Here is a 22,090-nt window from a genome sequence, read left to right as displayed (position 1 = left end):
ATATCAATTTATATCAGAATATCTAGATACATCAATATTACTTATTAAAATAGAATATATAGTCTGTACACACGATTTTAGTATATAAGAAAGGAATATAGCCATATGAGATCTAATAATCCTAATTGCGGCGATATTTACCGTCACAATGATACCAGCTGGTATCTAAATAACTGCTGTTCAAGATGCAACGTCTCATGCAATGTAGGACCTACTGGACCGACCGGCCCTCAGGGGCCTGTTGGACCTCAAGGTGCTCAAGGGCCTACCGGACCTCAAGGACCTGTCGGACCTCAAGGTGCTCAAGGGCCTACCGGACCTCAAGGACCTGTCGGACCTCAAGGTGCTCAAGGACCTACCGGACCTCAAGGACCTGTCGGACCTCAAGGTGCTCAAGGGCCTACCGGACCTCAAGGACCTGTCGGACCTCAAGGTGCTCAAGGGCCTACCGGACCTCAAGGACCTGTCGGACCTCAAGGTGCTCAAGGGCCTACCGGACCTCAAGGACCTGCTGGAGCTATAGGACCCACTGGACCTGCGGGACCGACCGGACCCGCTGGTGCTGCTGGCGCTACGGGACCCACTGGACCTGCCGGTGCTGACGGCGCTACGGGACCCACTGGACCTGCGGGTGCTGACGGCGCTACGGGACCTACCGGACCTATCGGACCCGCTGGTGCTGCTGGCGCTACGGGACCTACCGGACCTGCCGGCGCTGACGGCGCTACGGGACCTACTGGACCTACCGGACCTACCGGTGCCGATGGTGCTACCGGACCCACTGGACCTACCGGACCGACTGGACCTGCCGGTGCCGACGGCGCTACCGGACCTACCGGACCGACGGGACCCACTGGACCGACTGGAGCTTTTGATGCAGGAGAAACTCTTTTTAACGTAATTGGTCCCGTAGGAACAGCCACTGTAGGATTTGGTGAGAATTTAATCTTCCAATCCACAACACTGGATATTACTGTGACTGAAGGCTCTGCAATTGTAACAATCGAAGACACTACCCCTACCGGTCCTACAGGACCCACTGGACCGACTGGTGATACTGGACCTACAGGACCTGAGGGTGCTACCGGACCGACTGGTGATACTGGACCGACTGGACCGACTGGTGACACTGGGCCTACGGGACCTGAGGGACCTACAGGACCGACTGGTGACACTGGGCCTACGGGACCTACAGGACCGACTGGTGACACTGGGCCTACGGGACCTGAAGGACCGATTGGACCGACTGGTGACACTGGTCCGACTGGACCTGAAGGTGCTACAGGACCGACTGGTGATACTGGACCGACTGGACCCACTGGTGACACTGGACCTACGGGACCTGAGGGACCTACAGGGCCGACTGGTGATACTGGACCGACGGGATCTGAGGGTGCTACCGGACCTACTGGTGACACTGGGCCTACGGGACCCGAAGGACCTACAGGGCCGACTGGCGATACTGGACCTACTGGACCTGAGGGTGCTACCGGACCGACTGGTGATACTGGACCTACTGGTGACACTGGACCGACGGGTGATACTGGACCTACTGGTGATACTGGACCTACTGGACCTACTGGTGACACTGGGCCTACGGGACCCGAAGGACCTACAGGACCTGAGGGTGCTACCGGGCCGACTGGTGATACTGGACCGACAGGACCCGTAGGAGCTTTATCCGGAATTCAGGTGCAGTTAACTTCAGGAACGGTTACCACAGTTGATGATGGCGATAATGTACTATTCGATACCGTTATCAATGACCAAGCGCCTGACATCACCTATAACCCGGCAACCGGAGAATTCACCATTACACAAGCCGGGAACTACGATGTATTATGGTGGATTAGCACCGACGGAGCACAAGCTTCCACCTATGTAAGTTTTGAAATTGTACTGGATGGAATTGCCATAGTTTCCGGAGCTTCGCCTATTGTAACAGGGCAGCTCATGGGATCCGCATTTATTACCGTTGCAGCAGTACCGGCCGTTTTAACTCTTAGTAACAATACCGGTGCCACTGTGAATTATGGGTTAACGCCGGTGCTTGCAAATCTTGTAATCAGGCAAATAATGCCTTAAAATACCATGTTCAAGAATGGTTAGGAGGTTATGATGAGTAATATTGCACTTCAAATAGAACGAGCTTCCGCAGGATCTGTAGATGTCAATGCAAATGTGGTGTTTGATTCTGTCGTGTATTCCAACGGCAATATCAGCTACAATCCTGCAACCGGTTTCATTACCTTTGATGAACCTGGACGGTATAAACTGGATTGGTGGGTCGCGACACAATCGTCATCCTCAAGCAACGGAATCGTGTTCTCCCTTTCTTCTTCTCAGGGCGATCTTCTGGAAGGAAACACGCCTGCTAAAACAGGGGAAGTAGTTGGCTTCGGTATTATTGAGGTTGCTGCGGCCCCAGTAACACTTTCCCTTGTGAATTCCAGTACTGCTATTGTTTATTATTCTGCCAACACACCACTAAAAGCAACATTGGTTGTCATAGAAGATGATATCACTCCCGGTCCTACGGGGCCCACTGGACCTACGGGACCAACAGGTGACACTGGGCCTATGGGACCCACGGGTGACACTGGGCCTACCGGTCCTGAGGGTGATACTGGTCCTACGGGACCTACGGGTGACACTGGGCCGACAGGTCCTGAGGGTGACACCGGGCCTACCGGACCTGATGGTGACACCGGACCTACCGGACCGACGGGTGACACCGGGCCTACAGGACCTGATGGCGACACCGGACCGACGGGTGATACCGGGCCTACGGGACCAACAGGTGATACCGGGCCTACGGGACCTGATGGTGACACCGGGCCGACCGGACCTGATGGCGACACCGGACCGACGGGTGACACCGGGCCGACCGGGCCTGATGGCGATACTGGACCTACCGGACCGACGGGTGACACCGGGCCTACGGGACCCACGGGTGATACTGGTCCTACCGGTCCTGAGGGTGACACCGGTCCGACGGGTGATACCGGGCCTACGGGACCAACAGGTGATACCGGGCCGACGGGACCTGATGGCGACACCGGACCGACGGGTGACACCGGGCCTACGGGACCAACAGGTGATACCGGGCCGACCGGTCCTGATGGCGACACCGGACCGACGGGTGACACCGGGCCTACGGGACCAACAGGTGACACCGGGCCGACGGGGCCTGATGGTGACACCGGACCGACCGGACCTACGGGTGACACCGGACCTACCGGACCTGATGGCGACACCGGGCCGACGGGACCTGATGGCGACACCGGACCGACGGGTGACACCGGGCCTACGGGACCAACAGGTGACACCGGACCGACCGGACCTGATGGCGACACCGGACCTACTGGTGACACTGGGCCTACTGGACCAACAGGTGACACCGGGCCGACGGGGCCTGATGGTGACACCGGACCGACCGGACCTACGGGGCCTACCGGACCTGATGGTGATACTGGACCTACGGGGCCTGATGGTGACACCGGACCAACCGGACCTACGGGGCCTACCGGACCTGATGGTGATACTGGACCTACGGGGCCTGATGGTGACACCGGGCCTACTGGACCTGATGGCGATACTGGACCGACAGGGCCCACTGGACCCACTGGACCGACAGGCGACACCGGACCAACCGGACCTACGGGGCCTACCGGACCTGAGGGTGATACTGGACCTACGGGGCCTGATGGTGACACCGGGCCTACTGGACCTGATGGCGATACTGGACCGACAGGGCCCACTGGACCCACTGGACCGACAGGCGACACCGGACCAACAGGACCTGATGGCGATACTGGACCGACGGGACCTACTGGACCGACCGGACCAACTGGTGACACCGGACCTACTGGACCGACGGGTGACACCGGGCCTACTGGACCTACCGGACCAACTGGTCCGACTGGACCCGAAATATTTTTAGCATTCGGCGGTTTATATGATGATGCTGCTCAAACAATTGTAATTGGTGCAGGTGACACAGAGACAGTTGCAATACCGGAAACAATGCCAATTAACGATGTAACGCTGGGAACAAATAGTATCACTATTGATGTTCCAGGAGACTATTTAGTAGGATTTATGGTTCTGCTGCAGTCTACAACAGGTGATTTCGGCTTGACCCTCGGGGTTCAAATCAATGGTGCCTTTTCAGAGCCGTCATTGGTAACAGCTACCGTAATCACTGCAGATTTCGAGACTATTTCGTACAGTTCTATTGTCACGCTGGCTGCAGGCAATGTATTAACTTTAGCAGTCTCCAGTGCAACAGGCGGAAGCCTTTTGTTTGGCCCGGAAACGAGCGCAAATTTACATGCCATACTATTGGGCTAACCATTGATTTTTTTAAATAACTGGCTCCATTGGACTTATCGGGCTTACTGGACCCGAAGCAATAATGACATATAGTGGTCTGTTTAGCGAGATAAACCAAAGGATAATCATTCCCCATAGTAGAACTGAGCTGTTATCACGCTTAAGGAATTAATGCAAGTCTGAAATATAATCTTAAGTACAAATAATATGACAACTGCTCTTAATGGCAATTATAAAATAAATTGTTCTGCGGTTCCGCTTTCGCCTCCATAGTGCAACAGGCGGAACCGCTTTCCTTGGTACCTCTCTGGCTGTAATGCAGCTTAGGAAATGGGCAATCTACCAAGGTTTTTCTTAATAGCTGATACTACCTTTATGAAGGCATATCCTTTTAGGTATACCCTCATATTATCGTATAAAGAAACCCTTCGGTTGAACCGAAGGGTTTCTTTACTATATACCCTTTTTAAGGTTTCTGTTAGTAGAGTCCAGTATAGGAATTGCTTTGCCTAGGCTCTGTATCCAGCTTAAACTTGCTAAGTTCTTGGTTTAAGGTAACAGCCTGAGCGGACATCTCCTCACTGGTTGCGGAATTTTCTTCTGCTGTGGCAGCATTTGTCTGAACAACAGAGGAAATTTGGGAAAGCCCTATATTTATCTGCTCAATACCTGCCGTCTGTTGGAAAGATGCTTGCTCAATTTTAGAAAAACTCTCGGTAATCTGAGCGGCGCTTTCCCCTGCTTCATTTAGAATCTTGGCTGTTTGTGCAGTTATTTCAGTGCCTTTGGCAATGGTTTCTACAGAGCTTCCAATGAGTTTTGCAGTTTGGTTGGCGGCCTGCGCCGATTTAACGGCAAGGCTGCGCACTTCATCGGCAACCACGGCAAAGCCTTTGCCGGCGCTTCCTGCACGGGCCGCTTCAATGGTGGCGTTAAGCGCAAGAATATTCGTCTGGAAAGCAACATCTTCAATAGCTTTGGTGATGCTGACAATCTTATTAGACGCTTGGCCGATCTCTGTCATGGCCTGGGTAAGATGCTCCATATGCATGTTGCCTGCGTAGATGCCTTCAACCGCCTTATCTACATATTCTGTAGCAATTTTTACATTTGCTGCATTATCCTTGGCCTGACCGGCAATCTCTGTAATCAGGCTGTTTAATTCTTCAATAGAAGCCGCTTGTTCGGTCGCACCTGTTGCCAGCGCCTGAGCACCGCTTGCTACATGCTTGGCGCCAAGGCTCACCTGCTCCGTAGAAGAGCTGATGGTTAAGAGCGTTTGCTTTAAAGCATTGGAAATCTCATAAAGAGCTTTCTGAATGGGAATAAATTCTCCTTTATATGTAACAGCGCTGGTTACGGTAAAATCATTATTTGCCATGGCAGAAAGAACATAAGAAATATCTCCTATATAGCTATTTAATTCTGTTACCGTCGCTCCCAGAGCCGTTGATAGGCGAGCCATCTCGTCTTTTCCTCTGACAGTAGGGATCTGTGAGTTCAGGTCTCCCTCAGCCAGAAGCTCAAGACGCTGTGTAACTGCAATAATAGGCCTTGTAATAGAACGAGCAAACTGCAATGCAGATATAATGCCAATAACAAGCAATATAGCCACAGCAATTATACAAAGAAATATGGTGTGATAAATACCGCTTGTAATTTGAGTGATAGGCACAGAGACGGAAATCGCCCAACCCTCTTGGGTATCCACAGGGGTAAAGGCATACAGCCTGTCTTCTCCCCCAAAGTCTGCAAAGTCCACATTGCTTTCACCGTTTATCATTTGGCTAAGCACATCGGCCAGAGGGATATAGGAATGGTCTTCCTTGGCAATTTCGATGAAATTTTTCATTTCGGCAACCAAAGTGCTGTCAGGGTGTGCAACAACTGTACCTGTTCTATCGATAACAAAGGCATACCCGCCGTTTCCGATTCGAATATCATTAATGACTTGGCTGAAGACGTCATAAAGAATACCGCCATATAAAACCCCTTGATATTCCCCGCCGTTTCTAATGGGCGTAGCCATCATAATGGTCACACTGCCATCCACTTTGTTCACAAGGGGGCTGGATATATAGGTCGAACCCTCTAAAGCCTTTTTAAAATATTCACGCTCGGAAATATCGCTGTTTCTGGTGGTTTGACCATAGCTATCTGCCAGGGCGAAATATTCAAATCCGGTTGTTTCTGCAAGCTGCTGAAGCAAGGCATTCCGTTCATCGATATTCTCGCTTGTAATGCCTTCTAAAGAAGCTGCAACTTCCAGCTGTTCTTTAAACCCTTGTATCTGCTGCTTAATGGTTAAGCTGTATGCTGTGGCAAGTGCTTGGGTATCTTCTTCAAGCTGTGTGATTGTATTCTGATAAAAAATCCATAGGCTGAGAGCCGCTATCATAAGGGATGTAAGAAAAATGAGAGAAATGATGAAAATACTGATTTTCTTTTGGATAGACTTCATTATGGAATCTCCTTTATGGTGGTTACTTGGACTGTCATCATTTGACGGCAGCAGTGCATTTTCATATCCCTTCTGCTGCTTTATAAACCTGCCGTCCCCTGTAATACAGAACCAATGCGATTCTTTTATCGCGTTAGGCATAATTATACTTTAACTTCCAAAAGATAACAAGGTTTTACAAGGATATAATTAAATTTTCGCTATAAATTTACTGAATATTAAATTCAACAGCCCAATTCTTCGTGCTAATCTTGGGAAAATATACTACAAATTCACTTAAATCTGATTTATAAGAACTTTCTTTTCCCTTTTTAACTCTATTGGGTGTCAAATATCTTAATCAATCCCGTAAAATATTTTTGTATTACAGGTGAACTATTACAGTAGCCCATACTTCATTTCAAATTAAAAATCCATATCATAAATTCAGTGTTAGTGCTAATAAAATTTGAATTAGGAAAAGTTCAAACTGTCATTATCTAAGTTCGCCATATGTCCTTTCCTATGTCCACTCTATTCTCTAAGGTTGCATCTTTTCATCATTAATAAAATACCCCTGTGAAAATTCACAAGGGTATTTTACTTTATAAAAATTATAGCATTCTAAAAATATTCTCCATAAAACAGATTTACAGGCTATCTTTTATATGGCTTGCACCTGAATTTTTAGGGCAAGTTTGAAAAATCAAAATCCTAGTCTATCCTGCCATAAAGCACAGCTACTTTGTCAAAAATCTTCAAAATATTCTGCATTTTTTCTCTTTGAATCAGCACTTTATTGCAAGTAATACTTTTTCAGCTTTAAAGCCAAAAATTGTATTTCTCATATAAAATATAAAATAAACTAAAGTTTATTTTATATTCCCGTCGGTTTGCTTACTTTCAAACGCTGCCCAGTTTCCTCAATACAAATTAAACAATCCTTTGGAAGCCTTCTCCAAGAACCTCTCTTACGTCTGTAACTATTAAAAACGCTCTCGGATCGACGGAGGTTACAAGCTCTTTAAGCATTATTATTTCCTTTTTGTTCATTACAACAAGTATGACGTCCTTTTCTTTTTGGGTATAAACACCTTTGGCATGAATGGCTGTGGCGCCTCTTTCCGTATCGGTCATTATTCTCATGGATATTTCTTCATGCTTATCGCTTATAATAAATGCAGCTTTCGCAAAATCGAAACCTTCAAGAACGGTATCGGTAAATCTGCTTGTAATATAAACAGCAATGATACCGTACATGGTAATTCTGATACCAAATACAAAAAAGCCGATGGTTATTATTATCGCATCAACAAAGAAAAGTATTTTCGCTATACTGATATGTCTGAAATATTTATGGATAACGCTTGCGGCAATGTCTGTTCCTCCGGTAGTCGTCTGGGCCCTAAAAACAAAGCCCATGCCTATCCCTACAAAAACCGCCCCAAATAAAGTAGATATTACAAGGTCGGACTCTTCGGATATGACAGGTATAAACTCTGCCAGGGAAAGAAAAGTCGTAAGAAGCATCGTAGTGATAAAAGTTCTTGCTAAGAATTTTTTCCCCTTTGTCCTGAGGGCCATTAAAAACAAGGGAATGTTAAAAAATAAGTTGGTAAGCCAAATAGGGATGGTAACGCCGTACATGGTTCTTCCCAAATCAGCTATTATGATGGCAAGACCTGTAACGCCTCCTGTAACAAGATTATGCGGTTCAAAAAATACCACTACGCCGATAGCTACAAGAGCGGTTCCAAAAATAATATATAAATACTCCTTAATTCCTTCACGATGTTCCTTCAAATATTCCTGAAGCATTGTATTCCCCCTAGGAAGTTTATTTTAACGCCTTTTAAACGGTGATTTTATTTTTTCACATATTACCGCCCCAATAAATCTAGGTATGGCAAGCATTCTGAAAAATCTTGAGGGCTGCTTTATAAGCCTGTAAAACCACTCCAGGCCAAGTTTTTGAAATATTTCCGGAGCCCTTTTTACGGTTCCTGCCATAACGTCAATGCTTCCGCCTATGGCAATGCTTAAGTTTACTGGCAGTGCTTTATTTCTGTAAATCCATTTTTCCTGTTTGGGGAACCCAAGCCCGACTAAAAGAACATCAGGTTTCAAGCTTTCAATTTCTTTAATAATACTTTTTTCTTCAATCTCATCAAAAAATCCGTCGTGATAGCCTACTATTCTAAGACCGGGATATTTTCTTTCCATATTTTCTTTCGCTTTTTTAGCTACGCCCGGGCCTGCACCTAAAATATATACCGTGCCTTCCCTGAACTTAATTTTGTCGAAGATGGAAAGTGTAAAGTCGCACCCGGGAACTCTTTCCTTTATTTTAATCTTGTTGAGCTTTGACGCCATAACGACGCCTATTCCGTCGGGTATGACCAAATCGGCAGATTTAAGCACATTGGAAAATTCCGAATCCTTTTTTGCGCCTATAATCATTTCCGGATTGGGGGTCACTATTATTTTATTTTCTCTTTTGTTCTCTTTTATCGTATCCAGAACAAATTTCAATGCTTCTTCATTGGTTACACAGTCTACCCCTATACCTAAAATTTCCGTCCTCAATACAAGAAACACCCCATGTACATATTTACGGTATTTTCACAAGACACCGTATAAAAACTTGAGTTATGTATTTGATAATCAACTAATAGACAAAAGTCAAAAATACTTCTTATCCCTTTCAATAATTTCTCACGTCAAATTTAGTTAAAGCAATTTATCTTATGCTGTATCCGCCCTTTATAATAAACCATGAATTTGTTGCGCATTTTACGCCTCTTCCGTCGCTTCTCGGAATAATCAAAAGATTGTTTTTATTGATTTTAGTTCCATTTGTCACTTCTTCTCCTGTAGTTGCGTTAACAACTCCCTCTGCGCCTTCCGTATAGCCTTCCGCCTGCCCGCTTCTTAAAATAATTTCAGTGCCTTCTTCACCAATTAATATAAAGCCGGCTTCCACATTGACAGGAACATAAGAATCTCCTATGGCGCCTGTTCCATTCAGTTCATCGGCAAGGGACTGCTTGATTTCGCTTATAATAAACTCCATCTGATATTCGCTTAGTTCTCCTGAGGAGCCTTTTCCTAAAGCGTCTGATATTTTTTTGTCAACATAAGATTTCGTAACAACAGGGTCTGAAGAACTCCCTGCCTGATTGCCCAAGGCCATTACGTTTATGCTTAAAGCGCCCATGGCTATTATGCCTGCTGCTATTATTGCCTTTGTTTTTTTCATTTTTTACCTCCAATTATAATAATATATCAATCTTATTTTTTTAAGTTATAGTTATAAAGACTTATATAGTAAATTTCTTGTGAAGAAGGAACAAAAGCCTTCAATATGCGATTTTTCTACTGTTTAAGTTTAAATTTACTGTAAGAATCATTGCTGCCAACAGTTTGCTTAATTGTATACGTCTTTATTCCTATATCTCTAAACAAATTAAATTTCTAATCACATGAAATATTAACTTTCTCAGTATAACAAATCGCATGCCTAATTTCAATAAAATAAAGCTCCGCCTATAATAAGGACAGAGCTTATTTATGTTTAAATTGAACAGTTACGCAGGTATTCTTTTCAGGTATTTGTCCCTAAGTTCATTTACCCTTTTTACCCTGTCTGAAACATTAAAAATATCTGTAGTTAAAAATATCACATTAATATTAAGTTCCACAATAAGCTTAAGCTCTTTATCCCCATATTCAACACAATCGGCAATGGATATGATATTTTTAGGTATGATAGGCACAAGCTCCGAAAGGATATCGGGATTATATTTAAGGCTTTCATAATCCAGCGTATTAATAAGGATAATCTTTGCCCCTGCCTTAAGGGCCCTTATAAGCTCACTTCTCGTCTGAACCTCTACAATGGCATCCATCTTAAGGCCGTTTATTATATTAATATATTCTCTAAGCTCTACGTCGTCAAGTATTGCGCTTACAAGCGTAACGGCGCTTGCTCCCAAGGTCTTTGCGTAGAAAATTTCCATAGGGCTTATGATTATATCCCTTTTTACAACGGGAAGATTCGTTTTTTCACGCACCTGCTTTATATATAAGTCCTTGCCGTTATATCGATGGCTTTCCGTAACGACGGAAATGCCGTCGGCGCATTTGTCAAAATCCTCCGCCATGGCATAAACATCGAAATATTTATTTGACATATTTGTTTCCGGAGATACTTCTCTTAACTCGCCTACAATCTTGAGGCCCCCCGACCTCATGGCGCCTGCAAAGGAAGCAACGGAAATATTTCTGCTTCTTTCAATAAGCTTAACAACCTCATAAAGATAGCTGTCATGCTCAAACGTAATATTTTTATTATAAACAATGTCCTCAATAAGCAAAATATCTGCACCCCATTACCTTTATTTAGAAAAAATCAATAATCTATTTTAATGTTTTTATCAAGAAATGTTATATCTTACCATTATTATTAATCTTTCAATTAAATATTATACATAATTTATATCAAAATGTATATGTTTTAAAGCATTTTTAATAAGATTTTAATATATTACATTTTAGTTACAAAGCCTCTTTGCTCATTTTTCTACTAAAATTGCGTTATTTTTTATATTTTTTGCAAAATATGCATAAAAACAACGTAAATTTAATAAGTTCTAAAATTTACATTTATAAATTCATTGTTTTCTATAATTTATATTGATATTGGGGTTTATCTGTAAAAGGGCATTTTAAACTTATGTTTAATTTAATATAAAAAGATAATGTCATAAATTTATTTTCACTTTAGATAGCAGAATAAAAGCAAATTGACTATGTGACAGAACTCCTTCAAAATGCTGTAAGCACATAAAACACAAAGCCGCAGGCTAAAGGGCTGTATGCTTTAACTTACGGCTTTATTAATGCTATGTAATATAGTTAATTTGCTTTTATTCCGCTGCAGGTATTTGGCTTTAGAAGGCATAAATTTGCTCCGCAAAATACCGTAAGCTCAAAAGGCCCTAAAGGGAGGGTATTTTAATCCAGTCATAACTTTTTCCTGTTCCATTTGATAATGCTGCTTTTTATTTGAAATCAGCTGTGTACGGCTATTCTTTTACTTCGTCTAATCCGTCGACATTGCTGATTGCCTCGATGAAAAAGTCTACCCGCCTGTTTTTAGACCGTCCTTCCAAGGTATTGTTATCTGCAACAGGGTGGAATTCACTATAGCCAATTGCAGATATTTTCGCCGCCTCTATATCTGATTCCTCAAGAAGCCATTTTAAAACATTAACGGCTCTTCCTGCAGAAAGCTCCCAATTGCTGTTATACTGCAAAGTATTAATAGGTACATTATCCGTATGGCCTTCTATGCGCACCATTTCAATAGAATCTTGATACATCATAAGTATATCGGAAATCTTATGAAGCAGATGCTCGGAATCTTCTCTGATATCAGCCTTTCCTGAATCAAAAAATGCCGACGCCGCTACTCTGAGAAGAATTTCCTTTTCTCCAATCTTTGTAACGCTTAACTGTTCTGAAAGGCCCTCTTCTTCTATATAAGTTTTAATATATTCATAAAGACTGTTAAATCCACCGGCGGAAATGCCTATGGTTTCTCGGTTTTTAGACGCTATCTCTTTTATATTGGCGGTTTTTTCCTGAACAGTATTCTGCCTTAATTCAACGGAAGCCATCTGGGCGCTTGCCGCTTTAGCCTTGGAAGCTTCAAAAGCCTGACTCATCATGGCAAAGGAAAACAAAATAACAAATATAGCAAGCAAATCCGTCATTAAATCACTGTAACTATCCTGCCAATTAGCCTCATCTTCATCATCGCCGTCATCCTGGGGTCTGCTAAATCTGCTTCTCATGATTGAGTCGTAGCCTCCTTTGTTTTAAAGGATTGTACCTTCTTGCTTTTAGCACCTTTTTTCACAACAGCGTCAAGGTCTATATTAGCAAAGGCAGCCAGTTCCTCTTTTAATAACCGTGGGTTCTTTCCCTGCTGGATTGATACAAGGCCTTCTACCAGAAGCTCCCTTCGGGATTCTTCTTCTCTGCTCATAAATTTAAGTCTTTTTGCCAGAGGTGAAAATATTACATAAGCTATAAATGCTCCATAAAAAGATGAAACAAGCTCTAAGGCCATCATAGGGCCCAGTGAAGTCGGGTCGTCTAAGTTATTAAGCATGGGGATAAGGCCTACATAAGTTCCAAGAAGCCCTAAAGCAGGCGCAGTGGCAGCTATCATATCAAGCATTGCCGCTCCCTTTTGATGCCTTTGCTTCATAAAATAAGTCGAACCTTCCAGTAAATTCCGAAGCTGCTCTTCATCTGCTCCGTCAACTATATTACGCAACCCTTTTTTCAAAAATTCATCACTGGTAATCTGATCGATATAATCTTCAAGGGCTAATAATCCGCTTCTTCGGGATATTTCAGACAGCTTAACAAGCGTAAGTATATCTTGTTTTAAATCATATTCTTCTTTTGCAAAGGCTTTTTTAATGACCTTACCCATGGTTTTTAGCCTTTGAGGCGGGAATGCAGCTATTGTAGAGCCTATTGTACCGCCAAAAATTATAAAGGCAGAAGGAAGATTCCAAAATAAAACAGGCTCTCCCGTAACTATTATTGAGCCGACAATTAAGGATATCCCTAAAAATAATCCGATAAATGCCGTACTTTTATGTTTCGACAATAAAAAAACCTCCTAGTGTATACAGTCTAAAGCATTTCTTCGACTGCTTTTATGGCTATTTTTTTCGCAATATACATATCTATCGGCAATAAATGACAAAGGTTTAATACAAAATATCCTGTATATTTATACTTTAATATTTCTAAAACTTATTGAATTGTAAAATACGCTTTTATTTTAAAGTTATAGTGAATTTTTTATAAAGAAAGGCAAAAGCCGAATCACCAAAGAATGAAATTGAAATTGTCTTAGAATCCAAATCGCCACTCTGCTATAAATAAGTTTTTCTAAATATTTACAGTAAACTGACTTAAGATTTTTTAGCTAATTTATAATACTCTCAAAATTGCCTTTATCGGTATACTGTTGTAAAGTGGAGCGTTATAATAAAATAAATACATAAATAAAAAAAGCCTATTTTTATTTTAATAAGCTTTTTTATATTTTAAATTAGGCAGTGTCTGAAAATAGTCAAACCGCTAAGAATAATAAATAAACAAAAGTTTATTTATTATTTTACAGCAGAAATACATTTTTAAGCTTTAAAGCTGAAAAAGTATTGTTTGCAAAAAAATGTGAATTCGAATGGAACCGGAAAGAAGTCCGGTCACGCGCAGCGTGATTTTTGCGAAGCAAAAATTCTGAGAAGAAAAACGCAGAAATAGCAGGGCTATTTCGAGTATTTCCGATGATGAAGTCACGCTTTTATGACAAAATAGACTTTTGTTTGGACTTCACGCCCTAAGAACTTTACTGTTTTATTTTACGCCGCCGGTTCGGTTTGTTCCTTTTGGGCTTCGGCTTTATTCTTTTTAAAAAGATAGAAAGAGGTTCCCAGGATTACCATATACCCGAGAAAGCTATATAAATCCGGCTTTTCCGAAAATATAAAATAGCCTGTAATGGCCGCAAAAATAAGCTGTGAAAAGTCAAATATGCTGATATCTCTTGCCGGCGCAAGGCTATATGCCCCCGTAACAAACATCTGACCAAGAAAAGCAAAAAATCCGCTTATTATAAGAATAAAAAGATTATATAAATCAACATGCTCATATCCTGTTACAAGAAAAGGGATATTAAAAAGAGCGGAAAACAGCGCAAAGGAAAATACAATTGTTCCGTTTTCTTCCCCTTTATTGCCAAGTTTTCTTACAAACGTATAAGCGACACCTGCAAGAACCGCTCCCAATACCCCTACGAAGGCAGGTATAATGGTGCTGTTCAGGGCGGGCTTAACTATAAAAGCTGTACCTGCAAAGCCGATTAAGATACATATAATTTGATAAACCTTTACCGACTCTTTCAGAATAAGAAAAGAAAAGATAATTGTACAAAATGGGGCTATTTTAGAAATCATTGTGGCATCTGACAAAATAAGATGGTCTACTGCATAATAATTGCAAATCATTGAAACACAGCCTGCAAAGCTTCTCCAAAACATATCCATGGCGTTTTCCTTTTTGGGAAAGGGTCTTTCTTTATTTTTCAAAAGCACTATAGTTGAGAAAAAAAGAACAACCAAGCTTCTGATAAATACCTTTTGAAATGACGGAAAATCGCCGGAAAGCTTTACAAAAACATTCATAAGGGCAAAGCTCAAGGCAGAAAGAACAATGTATAAAATAGCCTTATGTAATTTCTTCATTATGACATACTCCTTGTAATTTTGACTTTGCAGAAAAGCAAGGAAAACAGATTGGAAAAACCATTATTTTCCGTAAGCTGAACTGCAAATATATAATATTCTGTCTGTAAAAAATGAAATCCGGATTGCTTTGCAATCCAAATCGTCACTATCTGAGCGCACGGGGCATCCTTGAATAAACCTCCCCTGTTCTCTAAATTAGTACCCTTTCATAATTACTAAAATCTATAATTAATCAACTCTCGGCCCAGCAGAACCGCCTGTGTCCTTCTGCTTAAGCTGACGTTCATATTCTTCTTTTGTCATGATATCGTCAACATGCATATTAATCTCTACAACCTCAAGACCGGTCATGGTTTTTATATCCTCCGTTATTTTGGAAACTGTCTTTTCATAAACTTCGGGAATGCTTACTCCATATTCGCATATTACCTTTAAATCTACGGCAACCTGCTTCTGCCCTACTTCAACGGCGATGCCTTTTTCTCTTGAATCGGAATTCATTATTTTATCTGTTATCCCGCTTAACAGGCTTCCGCTCATGGCAATGATACCTTCAATATTATTTGCGGCAATGCTTGCGATTTTCCGAATCACCCTGTCTTCATACGTCAAGGGACTTTTTTTCTCCAGTACGTCTTCTTCCATATAATCCTCCTTAGTTATTTTTTAAGCCAATTAAAAATGGTCTTTATTTTAGGCTTTAAATCTATCTTCCCGTCTGCCTGAAGCCCTATAACATAGCCTAAGGCAAAGCATATTAGTATCACAAGGGTTTTTAAAAAACCTATGTTCAAAAAAAGAAGGGCGGTCAAAAGGCCTGCGCCCGACCATAATATTCTGCCTCCATAGGGCTTTAACAAATTTAAAAAATCCATATCATCATCTCCCTAAACCACCCGTTTTTCTTTTCTTCGGCGTAATTCCTTATGAGATATTAATATTTCAACATTTCCTGAAGGAATTTCCATTATCTTTTCTACGGCTTCTTTCACGCTGTTCTGAATGTCCCCTGAAAGCGTAGGTATTTTTTCGAGAAATCTATTGTATACGGTTATTTTAATGTGTTTTATGGTGTTTTTTCTGTATATTACCTTAAGCCGTATATTATCGGCATTGATTAAATGAGAAAAGGAGCTTAAAATCATGGAATTAACAGCGTTTTTTGATATTTTTATTTCACCGGTAGATTTTTTATATATAATAAAGCCTGTTTTCCTAGGATAGGCAAATGCCAGGACAAAGATACATAGAAACCCCATAAATATCAATGCCGTAAACCCTGCGAAATAATAATTCAATTCAGGAACTTTTTCATATATCTCCCCTAGAAATACAGTGATTTCTCCCAAAGGCACAAGAATAAAAAATGCCGCAAAAGAAGTAAGCATTCCTATAAGAGAGACTATAAAAAGAAGGATTCTGCTTAATCGATTCATAAAACACCGCCTAAAAATGCTTAATAAAGTAAAACTGTTTCAAGGTAGTAACAAAAAGCGATTCACTAGGGATTCATCTTTACCAAACAAAAAACAAGCTTGATAATAATAGGAAAACCCCCACTTAAAAAGATTTACGGCCTTATGCCTGTATCCTTTTCCAAATTCGCTTAGGGCTTATTTGTAAAATCAAAACTTTCGTGTATTTTGCCATAAACTCATGACTTTTTCGTGGAAAATCCTTAAGATAGCGCCGCTATTTCATGTGAATTCAAGGAATATACGGTGTTGTTACTGTAATTAAATCATTTTACTATAAATCACTTCTTGAAGAAATAATCCCTGAGGAGGAGCGGTAAATCCTGCAATCCCTCTTTCATTTCTTTGAAAAGCCCTTAAAATATCCTCTTCCGAAAGGGTTTTCTCGCTTATTTGAATAAGGGTTCCCGTAATGATTCTTACCATATTATATAGAAAACCGTTTCCGTGATATATGATTTTAACTAAATCTTTGTCTCTTTCTATTTTTATGGAATAGATTTCTCTTGTGGTGGATTTTTTGCCGGAGCCGGAAGAAAATGCCCTAAAATCATGAATACCTGTAAAAAGCCTTGAGGCCTTTTCCATTTCCTTTATATCAAGGGTTTCGGGATAAAAGTAAGCATACTTTCTTAAAAAGGGATTGGGATATGGAGCGTTTAAGATGCGGTATTCATAGATTTTACTTTTAGCGTCAAATCTTGCGTGAAAATCCTCCGGCATTTTATTAATTTCCTTTACGCTGATACTCCCGGGAAGCTTTTTATTTATCAGTGCAAGAAAACTGCTTAAGTCAATTTCTTCGTCTATTTTAAAATTAATCACCTGATTTTCCGCATGAACCCCTGCATCTGTTCTTCCAGAAGCAACGATTTTTATATCCTTTGAAAAAATCTCATTAAGCCTTAATTCTATTGCCTGCTGAATGGTGTTCTCTGAATTCTTCTGGGCCTGAAAGCCGTTATACCGGCTTCCGTCATAGGCTAAAACAAGCTTATAATTATTCATTCCGCTCTCTTCCTCTCAATTTTATAAGAGATTCTTTTATTTTCTTTTCTACACCGTTATCGCTTGGATTATAATAAATTCTCCCTGCGAGCTCGTCTGGCAGGTACTGCTGGGGAACGTAATTTCCTTTATAGTCATGGGCATATTTGTAATCGATGCCGTGGCCGAATTCCTTGGCTCCTTTATAATGAGCATCTTTTAAATGGTTGGGGATACCGGATATCTGTATCTGGGAAACATCCTTCATTGCCTCTGATATACTGATTACGGCAGCATTGCTTTTAGGCGCACAGGCTACATAAGTTACCGCCTGAGAAAGAATAATCCTTCCTTCGGGAAGGCCTATAAAATTAACCGCTTCTGCCGCTGCCACAGCGACTAAAAGGGCGTGGGGGTCGGCATTTCCTACGTCTTCTGAAGCACATATGACGATTCTTCTTGCGATAAATTTAGGGTCTTCTCCTGCGTAAAGCATTCTGGCAAGATAATAAAGGGCAGCATCCGGGTCTGAACCTCTCATGCTTTTTATAAAAGCGGAAATGGTATCGTAATGGCTGTCGCCTGTTTTATCGTAATTTAGGGCTCTTTTCTGAATGCACTCTTCCGCATCTGAAATACTGATATTGATTACGCCGTTTTCATCTGCTTCCGTCGTCAGGGCGGCAAGCTCTATGGCGTTCAAAGCGGTTCTCGCGTCCCCGTTTGCACTGTCTGAAAGAAAATCAAGGGCCTCCTCGGAAATCTGCATATTATAATTTCCAAGGCCTCTTTCCTTATCCTGAATGGCGGCAGACAAAAGCTTTTTGATATCTTCCTTTGAAAGATGCTTAAGCTGAAAAATAATAGAGCGGGAAATCAGCGCTTTATTGACTTCAAAATAGGGATTTTCCGTAGTGGCTCCGATTAAAATAACCGTTCCGTCCTCAACATAGGGAAGAAGCGTATCCTGCTGGGTCTTATTAAACCGGTGTATCTCGTCTACGAATAAAATCGTCCTTTTTCCGCTTAAGGCAATGGTACTTTTAGCTTCTTCTATATTTTCTTTTATATCCTTTATGCCTGCGGTGGTTGCATTTATCTGGGTAAAATTGCTTTCTGTGGTATTAGCTATAATTTTTGCAAGGGTGGTTTTTCCCGTTCCCGGGGGCCCATAGAAAATAATGCTTCGAAGCTTATCGGCTTTAATAGCCCTATAAAGAAGAGTATTTTTCCCCACAATATGCTCCTGGCCTACGAATTCTTCCAAGGTTCTGGGACGCATTCTGGCAGCAAGAGGGGCTTCCTTCTTTAAATGCTTCTGTCTTTGGTAATCAAATAAATCCATACTGTTCCTTTCCTTATAAGGTACTATTTCAATATAGTAACAAAAACCGATTCACTGCGGATTGAGCGTTACCAAACAAAAAAGTTGATAACGATAAAAACGTTCACTTAGTATAAAAACACGGATTTCCGCAGGAAACATAGTGAAATTGCCTTTATGCCGCAACAGACACAGGGCTTTCATATATAAAATCAAATAAAGGCAGTTTCACAAAGGCGATTTATCATATTTGATCTAAAACGCATTTTGGAACCCTTGTATAGTCAGTTTGCTTTTATACCTCTATAAGCATTTGGCTTTAGGGAACATAAAATAAGAAAAAAGCAAATTGACAATGCTGCTGTTTCATATGAATTCAAGTAATATACGGCTTTGTTACTGTTTCACTTTAAATCTACTATATTACTTAATAAACATCGCATCCCCAAAGCTAAAAAACCTGTATTTTTCCTTAACGGCTTCTTCATATGCCGATAAAACCCCTTCTCTTGAGGAAAAAGCAGATATGAGCATAATAAGGGTCGATTCGGGAAGATGAAAATTCGTTATTAAAGCATCGATTATTTTAAATTCATATCCCGGAAAGATGAAAATATCTGTATTTTTTTGCCCATAATCAATCCGATTGCCCTTGGCAAAGGATTCAAGGGTCCGGCAGCTGGTGGTTCCTACGGCAATGACTCTTTTGCCTGCATCTTTTGTTTTATTAATAAGCGCTGCCTGATCCTTTTCTATAATGCAGTATTCCGAATGCATTTTATGATGATCTATGTCGTCTACCTTGACGGGCCTAAAAGTTCCAAGACCTACGTGTAAAGTTACCTTTGCAATATGAATTCCCTTTTCCTTAATTTTTTGAAGAAGCTCCTGGGTAAAATGAAGCCCTGCTGTAGGGGCAGCAGCGGAGCCTTCATGCTTTGCGTATACGGTCTGGTATCTGTTTTTATCCTGAAGCTTTTCCGTAATGTAAGGCGGTAAGGGCATTTCCCCAAGGGTATCAAGAATTTCTTCAAAAATGCCGTCATATAAAAACCGGACGATTCTGTTGCCGTCTTCCGTTACGGATTCAACTTCGCATTTTAAGAGACCCTCGCCGAAAACCATTCTGTGGCCAGGCCTTGCTTTTTTCCCCGGATAGGAAAGGCATTCCCATAAATCATCAGAAAGCCTTTTCAAAAGCAAAAGCTCAACCTGTGTTCCCGTATCTTCCCTGTGGCCGATAAGCCTTGCAGGAATTACCTTTGTATCGTTAAGGACTAAACAGTCACCTTCATGCAAATAATCTATTATATCTCTGAAATATTTATGCTCTGTTTTTCCCGTAAAGCGGTCCATAACCATGAGCCTTGAGGCTGTTCTGTCTTCCAAAGGGCTTTGGGCTATGAGGCTTTCCGGAAGGTCATAATAAAAATCTGATTTATTCATTCTTTCTCCTTAATGTGCCTGCAATTTATCTTATCTCTATATCTGTATAGAAATGCTTCAGTATTTCCTCAAAGGTGAAGCCTGATTCAGCCATACCCTTTGCTCCGTGCTGGCTTAGGCCTACACCATGGCCCCAGCCTCTGCCGTTTATGGTGAAGCTCGTTCCTGTAGATGCTGTTGTATTGGAAGAGGCATAAGCGCCTTCCGTAAATTTCTCTTTGCCGTTTATGCCTTCTATATATAAATCACTGGAAGCTTTTGAAGTATCGCCCTTTGAATCTATTACATAAATTTCATTTTTCAGAAGATTTGAATTTGAATCTTTTCCTATTATATGAAGGCTGCTTGAATATCCTGTCTGTATCGGCATATCCCCTATAGTAAAATATCTGCTTTCAAGAGCGCCTCCCGAGGCTTTTGAAAAGAAATTTCTTACATCTTCTTTTTCAAGGGTTTTTGAGCCAAGGCTTCCTGTAATGGTAAGCTTCTGAACTCTGCCTAAAGGGCTTACTTCGGTTATGGCAACTGTCTTTGCATTTCCTATATTCATATTATTGACTCTTAGAAGCTCATCTATTTCATTTAGTGTAAATGTTCTTGACCATATTTTTCCCGTGGTGTCGTAAGGGTCTGCTACGGCCCTTAAATAACCCAGCTTATTTGCCCATACATTTTCAGAATTATCTGTAGCTCCGCCGCTTGATGAAAAGAAGGTAGCGTTTATGACCTCTCCTTGATACAGAGCCACAAGGCCTGCTGTTTCGTCAACGGCTCTGTTTGTGCTTTCCGTCTCGTTTTTATAGCCGTTATATACTTGGCAATGAATTCCGTCGCATAAATCATATCCCGAATCGGAATGGATACCCATTCTCGTATAGGTGTAGCTTCTGGCGGCGACGGTTTGGGCTTTCAACGCTTCAATTGGCCATGAGCTTGGCATCTCCGAAGGAACAACAGACCGAAGGTAGTCCTCAACGTCAATAACATTTACCGCTGTAATAACTCCTCCCGTATATCTGCCTGCTTCTATATATCCTCTGTATTCCTTATTTCCCAATAAAACCGTATTATCTGTGCTTAAAAGAGCATAGCCGTTTTCCTTTGTAAAAAGAGCAATGGGTCCGTCTCCGTCTTCAAGCCTTACGCCGCTTCCCGAAGGGTATACTACTTTTCTGGCAAGGCCTGAGTTCACGGCACTTAAAGCCTCCTGCTCGCTTTGGTACCCTCCCATATAAACAGTCCATAAAGAGTCTTTATAGGCACAAAGGGCATTTCCGCTGAATCCTGCTATAAGCGCTGCCTGTTCAAAAGCTTTATTGAAGCTTTCGTATGTATAATCCGTTTCTGCATAATAGAGATTATCTACCGTTAATGAAAAACCGTAATTTGAATATAGTTCCCCGTGGTTTACTATGCTTCCTCCGCGGGAAAGGCTTATGTACACAGCTGTATTATCGATTTTCAGGCTTTGAACCTGTTTATAACTAGACTCAAGCCCTACTCTTATGTAATCCTGCGCCTTGGCATAGGCTTTTAAAGGGCTTAAGGAAAGACTTAAAGCAACAGCCACTATGGTAATTCCTAAATTTAATAATCTTTTCACTTTATCCTCCCTGTATTATGTCAATTTATATTTAACGAATAAAAAAGAAAAACCTCTTTATTTTCGTTTCTATATTTCATCAAAACTGAATATCTTTGTTAATTATAATCCTTTTTTGTAAAAAACTCTACTTTATTTTACATA

The 22,090-nt window shown here is 41.6% G+C and carries 20 protein-coding genes; 3 read left to right on the top strand and 17 right to left on the bottom strand.

All coding sequences use genetic code 11. The features are described from left to right. The first annotated feature begins 241 nt into the window (after positions 1-241). Positions 242-523, top strand: a complete 282-nt coding sequence (locus tag NBX03_RS04790; RefSeq protein WP_250229611.1) for a hypothetical protein — start codon at positions 242-244, stop codon at positions 521-523. On the opposite strand, the gene NBX03_RS04785 is transcribed toward NBX03_RS04790, so the two are convergent. Further along, the gene (locus NBX03_RS04785; protein WP_250229610.1) at positions 501-1,589 is read right to left on the bottom strand and encodes a collagen-like domain-containing protein; all 1,089 of its coding nucleotides are present in this window, start codon (positions 1,587-1,589) and stop codon (positions 501-503) included. The genes NBX03_RS04790 and NBX03_RS04785 overlap by 23 nt on opposite strands. Positions 1,590-1,692: 103 nt before the next feature. On the opposite strand from NBX03_RS04785, the gene NBX03_RS04780 reads away from it, so the two are divergent. Beyond that, on the top strand, positions 1,693-2,085 hold the full coding sequence (locus NBX03_RS04780; RefSeq protein WP_250229609.1) for a hypothetical protein: 393 nt from the start codon (positions 1,693-1,695) through the stop codon (positions 2,083-2,085). Between the two features lie 383 nt (positions 2,086-2,468). On the opposite strand, the gene NBX03_RS04775 is transcribed toward NBX03_RS04780, so the two are convergent. Continuing rightward, positions 2,469-2,708 carry a hypothetical protein gene (locus tag NBX03_RS04775; protein WP_250230305.1) on the bottom strand — a complete coding sequence of 80 codons (240 nt, stop codon included), beginning with the start codon at positions 2,706-2,708 and terminating at the stop codon, positions 2,469-2,471. Positions 2,709-4,026: 1,318 nt separating this feature from the next. Here NBX03_RS04775 and NBX03_RS04770 point away from each other — a divergent pair. Then, positions 4,027-4,353: a hypothetical protein gene (locus tag NBX03_RS04770; protein ID WP_323373261.1), complete on the top strand. Its 327-nt coding sequence runs from the start codon at positions 4,027-4,029 to the stop codon at positions 4,351-4,353. A 460-nt stretch (positions 4,354-4,813) separates the two neighbouring features. Here NBX03_RS04770 and NBX03_RS04765 read toward each other — a convergent pair whose 3' ends face one another. The 15 genes from NBX03_RS04765 to NBX03_RS04695 all read right to left on the bottom strand — a co-directional run bounded on the left by NBX03_RS04765 (position 4,814) and on the right by NBX03_RS04695 (position 21,946). Further along, positions 4,814-6,937, bottom strand: coding sequence for a methyl-accepting chemotaxis protein (locus NBX03_RS04765; protein WP_250229608.1), 2,124 nt, complete (start codon positions 6,935-6,937; stop codon positions 4,814-4,816). Positions 6,938-7,708: 771 nt separating this feature from the next. Next, positions 7,709-8,593 carry a YitT family protein gene (locus NBX03_RS04760; RefSeq protein ID WP_250229607.1) on the bottom strand — a complete coding sequence of 295 codons (885 nt, stop codon included), beginning with the start codon at positions 8,591-8,593 and terminating at the stop codon, positions 7,709-7,711. Between the two features lie 24 nt (positions 8,594-8,617). Then, on the bottom strand, positions 8,618-9,361 hold the full coding sequence (locus NBX03_RS04755) for a WecB/TagA/CpsF family glycosyltransferase (protein ID WP_250229606.1): 744 nt from the start codon (positions 9,359-9,361) through the stop codon (positions 8,618-8,620). A 154-nt stretch (positions 9,362-9,515) separates the two neighbouring features. After that, positions 9,516-10,034: a hypothetical protein gene (locus NBX03_RS04750; RefSeq protein ID WP_250229605.1), complete on the bottom strand. Its 519-nt coding sequence runs from the start codon at positions 10,032-10,034 to the stop codon at positions 9,516-9,518. Positions 10,035-10,362: 328 nt separating this feature from the next. Next, positions 10,363-11,151: a beta/alpha barrel domain-containing protein gene (locus NBX03_RS04745; RefSeq protein ID WP_250229604.1), complete on the bottom strand. Its 789-nt coding sequence runs from the start codon at positions 11,149-11,151 to the stop codon at positions 10,363-10,365. Positions 11,152-11,862: 711 nt separating this feature from the next. Further along, positions 11,863-12,633, bottom strand: a complete 771-nt coding sequence (locus tag NBX03_RS04740) for an OmpA family protein (protein WP_250229603.1) — start codon at positions 12,631-12,633, stop codon at positions 11,863-11,865. Then, positions 12,630-13,463, bottom strand: coding sequence for a motility protein A (locus tag NBX03_RS04735; RefSeq protein ID WP_250229602.1), 834 nt, complete (start codon positions 13,461-13,463; stop codon positions 12,630-12,632). The genes NBX03_RS04740 and NBX03_RS04735 overlap by 4 nt, the downstream gene beginning before the upstream one ends. A 763-nt stretch (positions 13,464-14,226) precedes the next feature. Then, on the bottom strand, positions 14,227-15,108 hold the full coding sequence (locus NBX03_RS04730) for a DMT family transporter (protein ID WP_250229601.1): 882 nt from the start codon (positions 15,106-15,108) through the stop codon (positions 14,227-14,229). Positions 15,109-15,339: 231 nt separating this feature from the next. Next, entirely contained in the window at positions 15,340-15,756 is a 417-nt protein-coding gene (locus tag NBX03_RS04725) for an Asp23/Gls24 family envelope stress response protein (RefSeq protein ID WP_250229600.1), read from the bottom strand. Between the two features lie 14 nt (positions 15,757-15,770). Continuing rightward, a complete protein-coding gene (locus NBX03_RS04720) occupies positions 15,771-15,986 on the bottom strand; it encodes a DUF2273 domain-containing protein (protein WP_250229599.1) in 216 nt (71 codons plus the stop codon). A 12-nt stretch (positions 15,987-15,998) separates the two neighbouring features. Then, positions 15,999-16,547, bottom strand: coding sequence for an alkaline shock response membrane anchor protein AmaP (gene amaP, locus NBX03_RS04715; RefSeq protein WP_250229598.1), 549 nt, complete (start codon positions 16,545-16,547; stop codon positions 15,999-16,001). Between the two features lie 300 nt (positions 16,548-16,847). Then, a complete protein-coding gene (gene truA, locus NBX03_RS04710; RefSeq protein WP_250229597.1) occupies positions 16,848-17,594 on the bottom strand; it encodes a tRNA pseudouridine(38-40) synthase TruA in 747 nt (248 codons plus the stop codon). Then, positions 17,587-18,918, bottom strand: a complete 1,332-nt coding sequence (locus NBX03_RS04705; RefSeq protein WP_250229596.1) for an AAA family ATPase — start codon at positions 18,916-18,918, stop codon at positions 17,587-17,589. Before NBX03_RS04705 ends, truA begins: the two co-directional genes overlap by 8 nt. A 402-nt stretch (positions 18,919-19,320) precedes the next feature. Continuing rightward, the gene (gene queA / locus NBX03_RS04700) at positions 19,321-20,343 is read right to left on the bottom strand and encodes a tRNA preQ1(34) S-adenosylmethionine ribosyltransferase-isomerase QueA (protein ID WP_250229595.1); all 1,023 of its coding nucleotides are present in this window, start codon (positions 20,341-20,343) and stop codon (positions 19,321-19,323) included. A gap of 25 nt (positions 20,344-20,368) precedes the next feature. Continuing rightward, positions 20,369-21,946 carry a SpoIID/LytB domain-containing protein gene (locus NBX03_RS04695; protein ID WP_250229594.1) on the bottom strand — a complete coding sequence of 526 codons (1,578 nt, stop codon included), beginning with the start codon at positions 21,944-21,946 and terminating at the stop codon, positions 20,369-20,371. Positions 21,947-22,090: the final 144 nt, after the last annotated feature.

The organism is Anaeropeptidivorans aminofermentans, assembly GCF_940670685.1.
GTDB lineage: Bacteria > Bacillota > Clostridia > Lachnospirales > UBA5962 > Anaeropeptidivorans > Anaeropeptidivorans aminofermentans.
Note: the sequence above shows the minus strand (reverse complement) of the source record. Positions and strands in the feature narration are given on the sequence as shown.

Coding starts and splice junctions, on each gene's coding strand:
- NBX03_RS04740 (WP_250229603.1), bottom strand. CDS start 12,633: ATGAGAAGCAGATTTAGCAGACCCCAGGATGACGGCGATGATGAAGAT.
- NBX03_RS04720 (WP_250229599.1), bottom strand. CDS start 15,986: ATGGATTTTTTAAATTTGTTAAAGCCCTATGGAGGCAGAATATTATGG.
- truA (WP_250229597.1), bottom strand. CDS start 17,594: ATGAATAATTATAAGCTTGTTTTAGCCTATGACGGAAGCCGGTATAAC.
- NBX03_RS04730 (WP_250229601.1), bottom strand. CDS start 15,108: ATGAAGAAATTACATAAGGCTATTTTATACATTGTTCTTTCTGCCTTG.
- amaP (WP_250229598.1), bottom strand. CDS start 16,547: ATGAATCGATTAAGCAGAATCCTTCTTTTTATAGTCTCTCTTATAGGA.
- NBX03_RS04760 (WP_250229607.1), bottom strand. CDS start 8,593: ATGCTTCAGGAATATTTGAAGGAACATCGTGAAGGAATTAAGGAGTAT.
- NBX03_RS04770 (WP_323373261.1), top strand. CDS start 4,027: ATGCCAATTAACGATGTAACGCTGGGAACAAATAGTATCACTATTGAT.
- NBX03_RS04750 (WP_250229605.1), bottom strand. CDS start 10,034: ATGAAAAAAACAAAGGCAATAATAGCAGCAGGCATAATAGCCATGGGC.
- NBX03_RS04705 (WP_250229596.1), bottom strand. CDS start 18,918: ATGGATTTATTTGATTACCAAAGACAGAAGCATTTAAAGAAGGAAGCC.
- queA (WP_250229595.1), bottom strand. CDS start 20,343: ATGAATAAATCAGATTTTTATTATGACCTTCCGGAAAGCCTCATAGCC.
- NBX03_RS04765 (WP_250229608.1), bottom strand. CDS start 6,937: ATGCCTAACGCGATAAAAGAATCGCATTGGTTCTGTATTACAGGGGAC.
- NBX03_RS04725 (WP_250229600.1), bottom strand. CDS start 15,756: ATGGAAGAAGACGTACTGGAGAAAAAAAGTCCCTTGACGTATGAAGAC.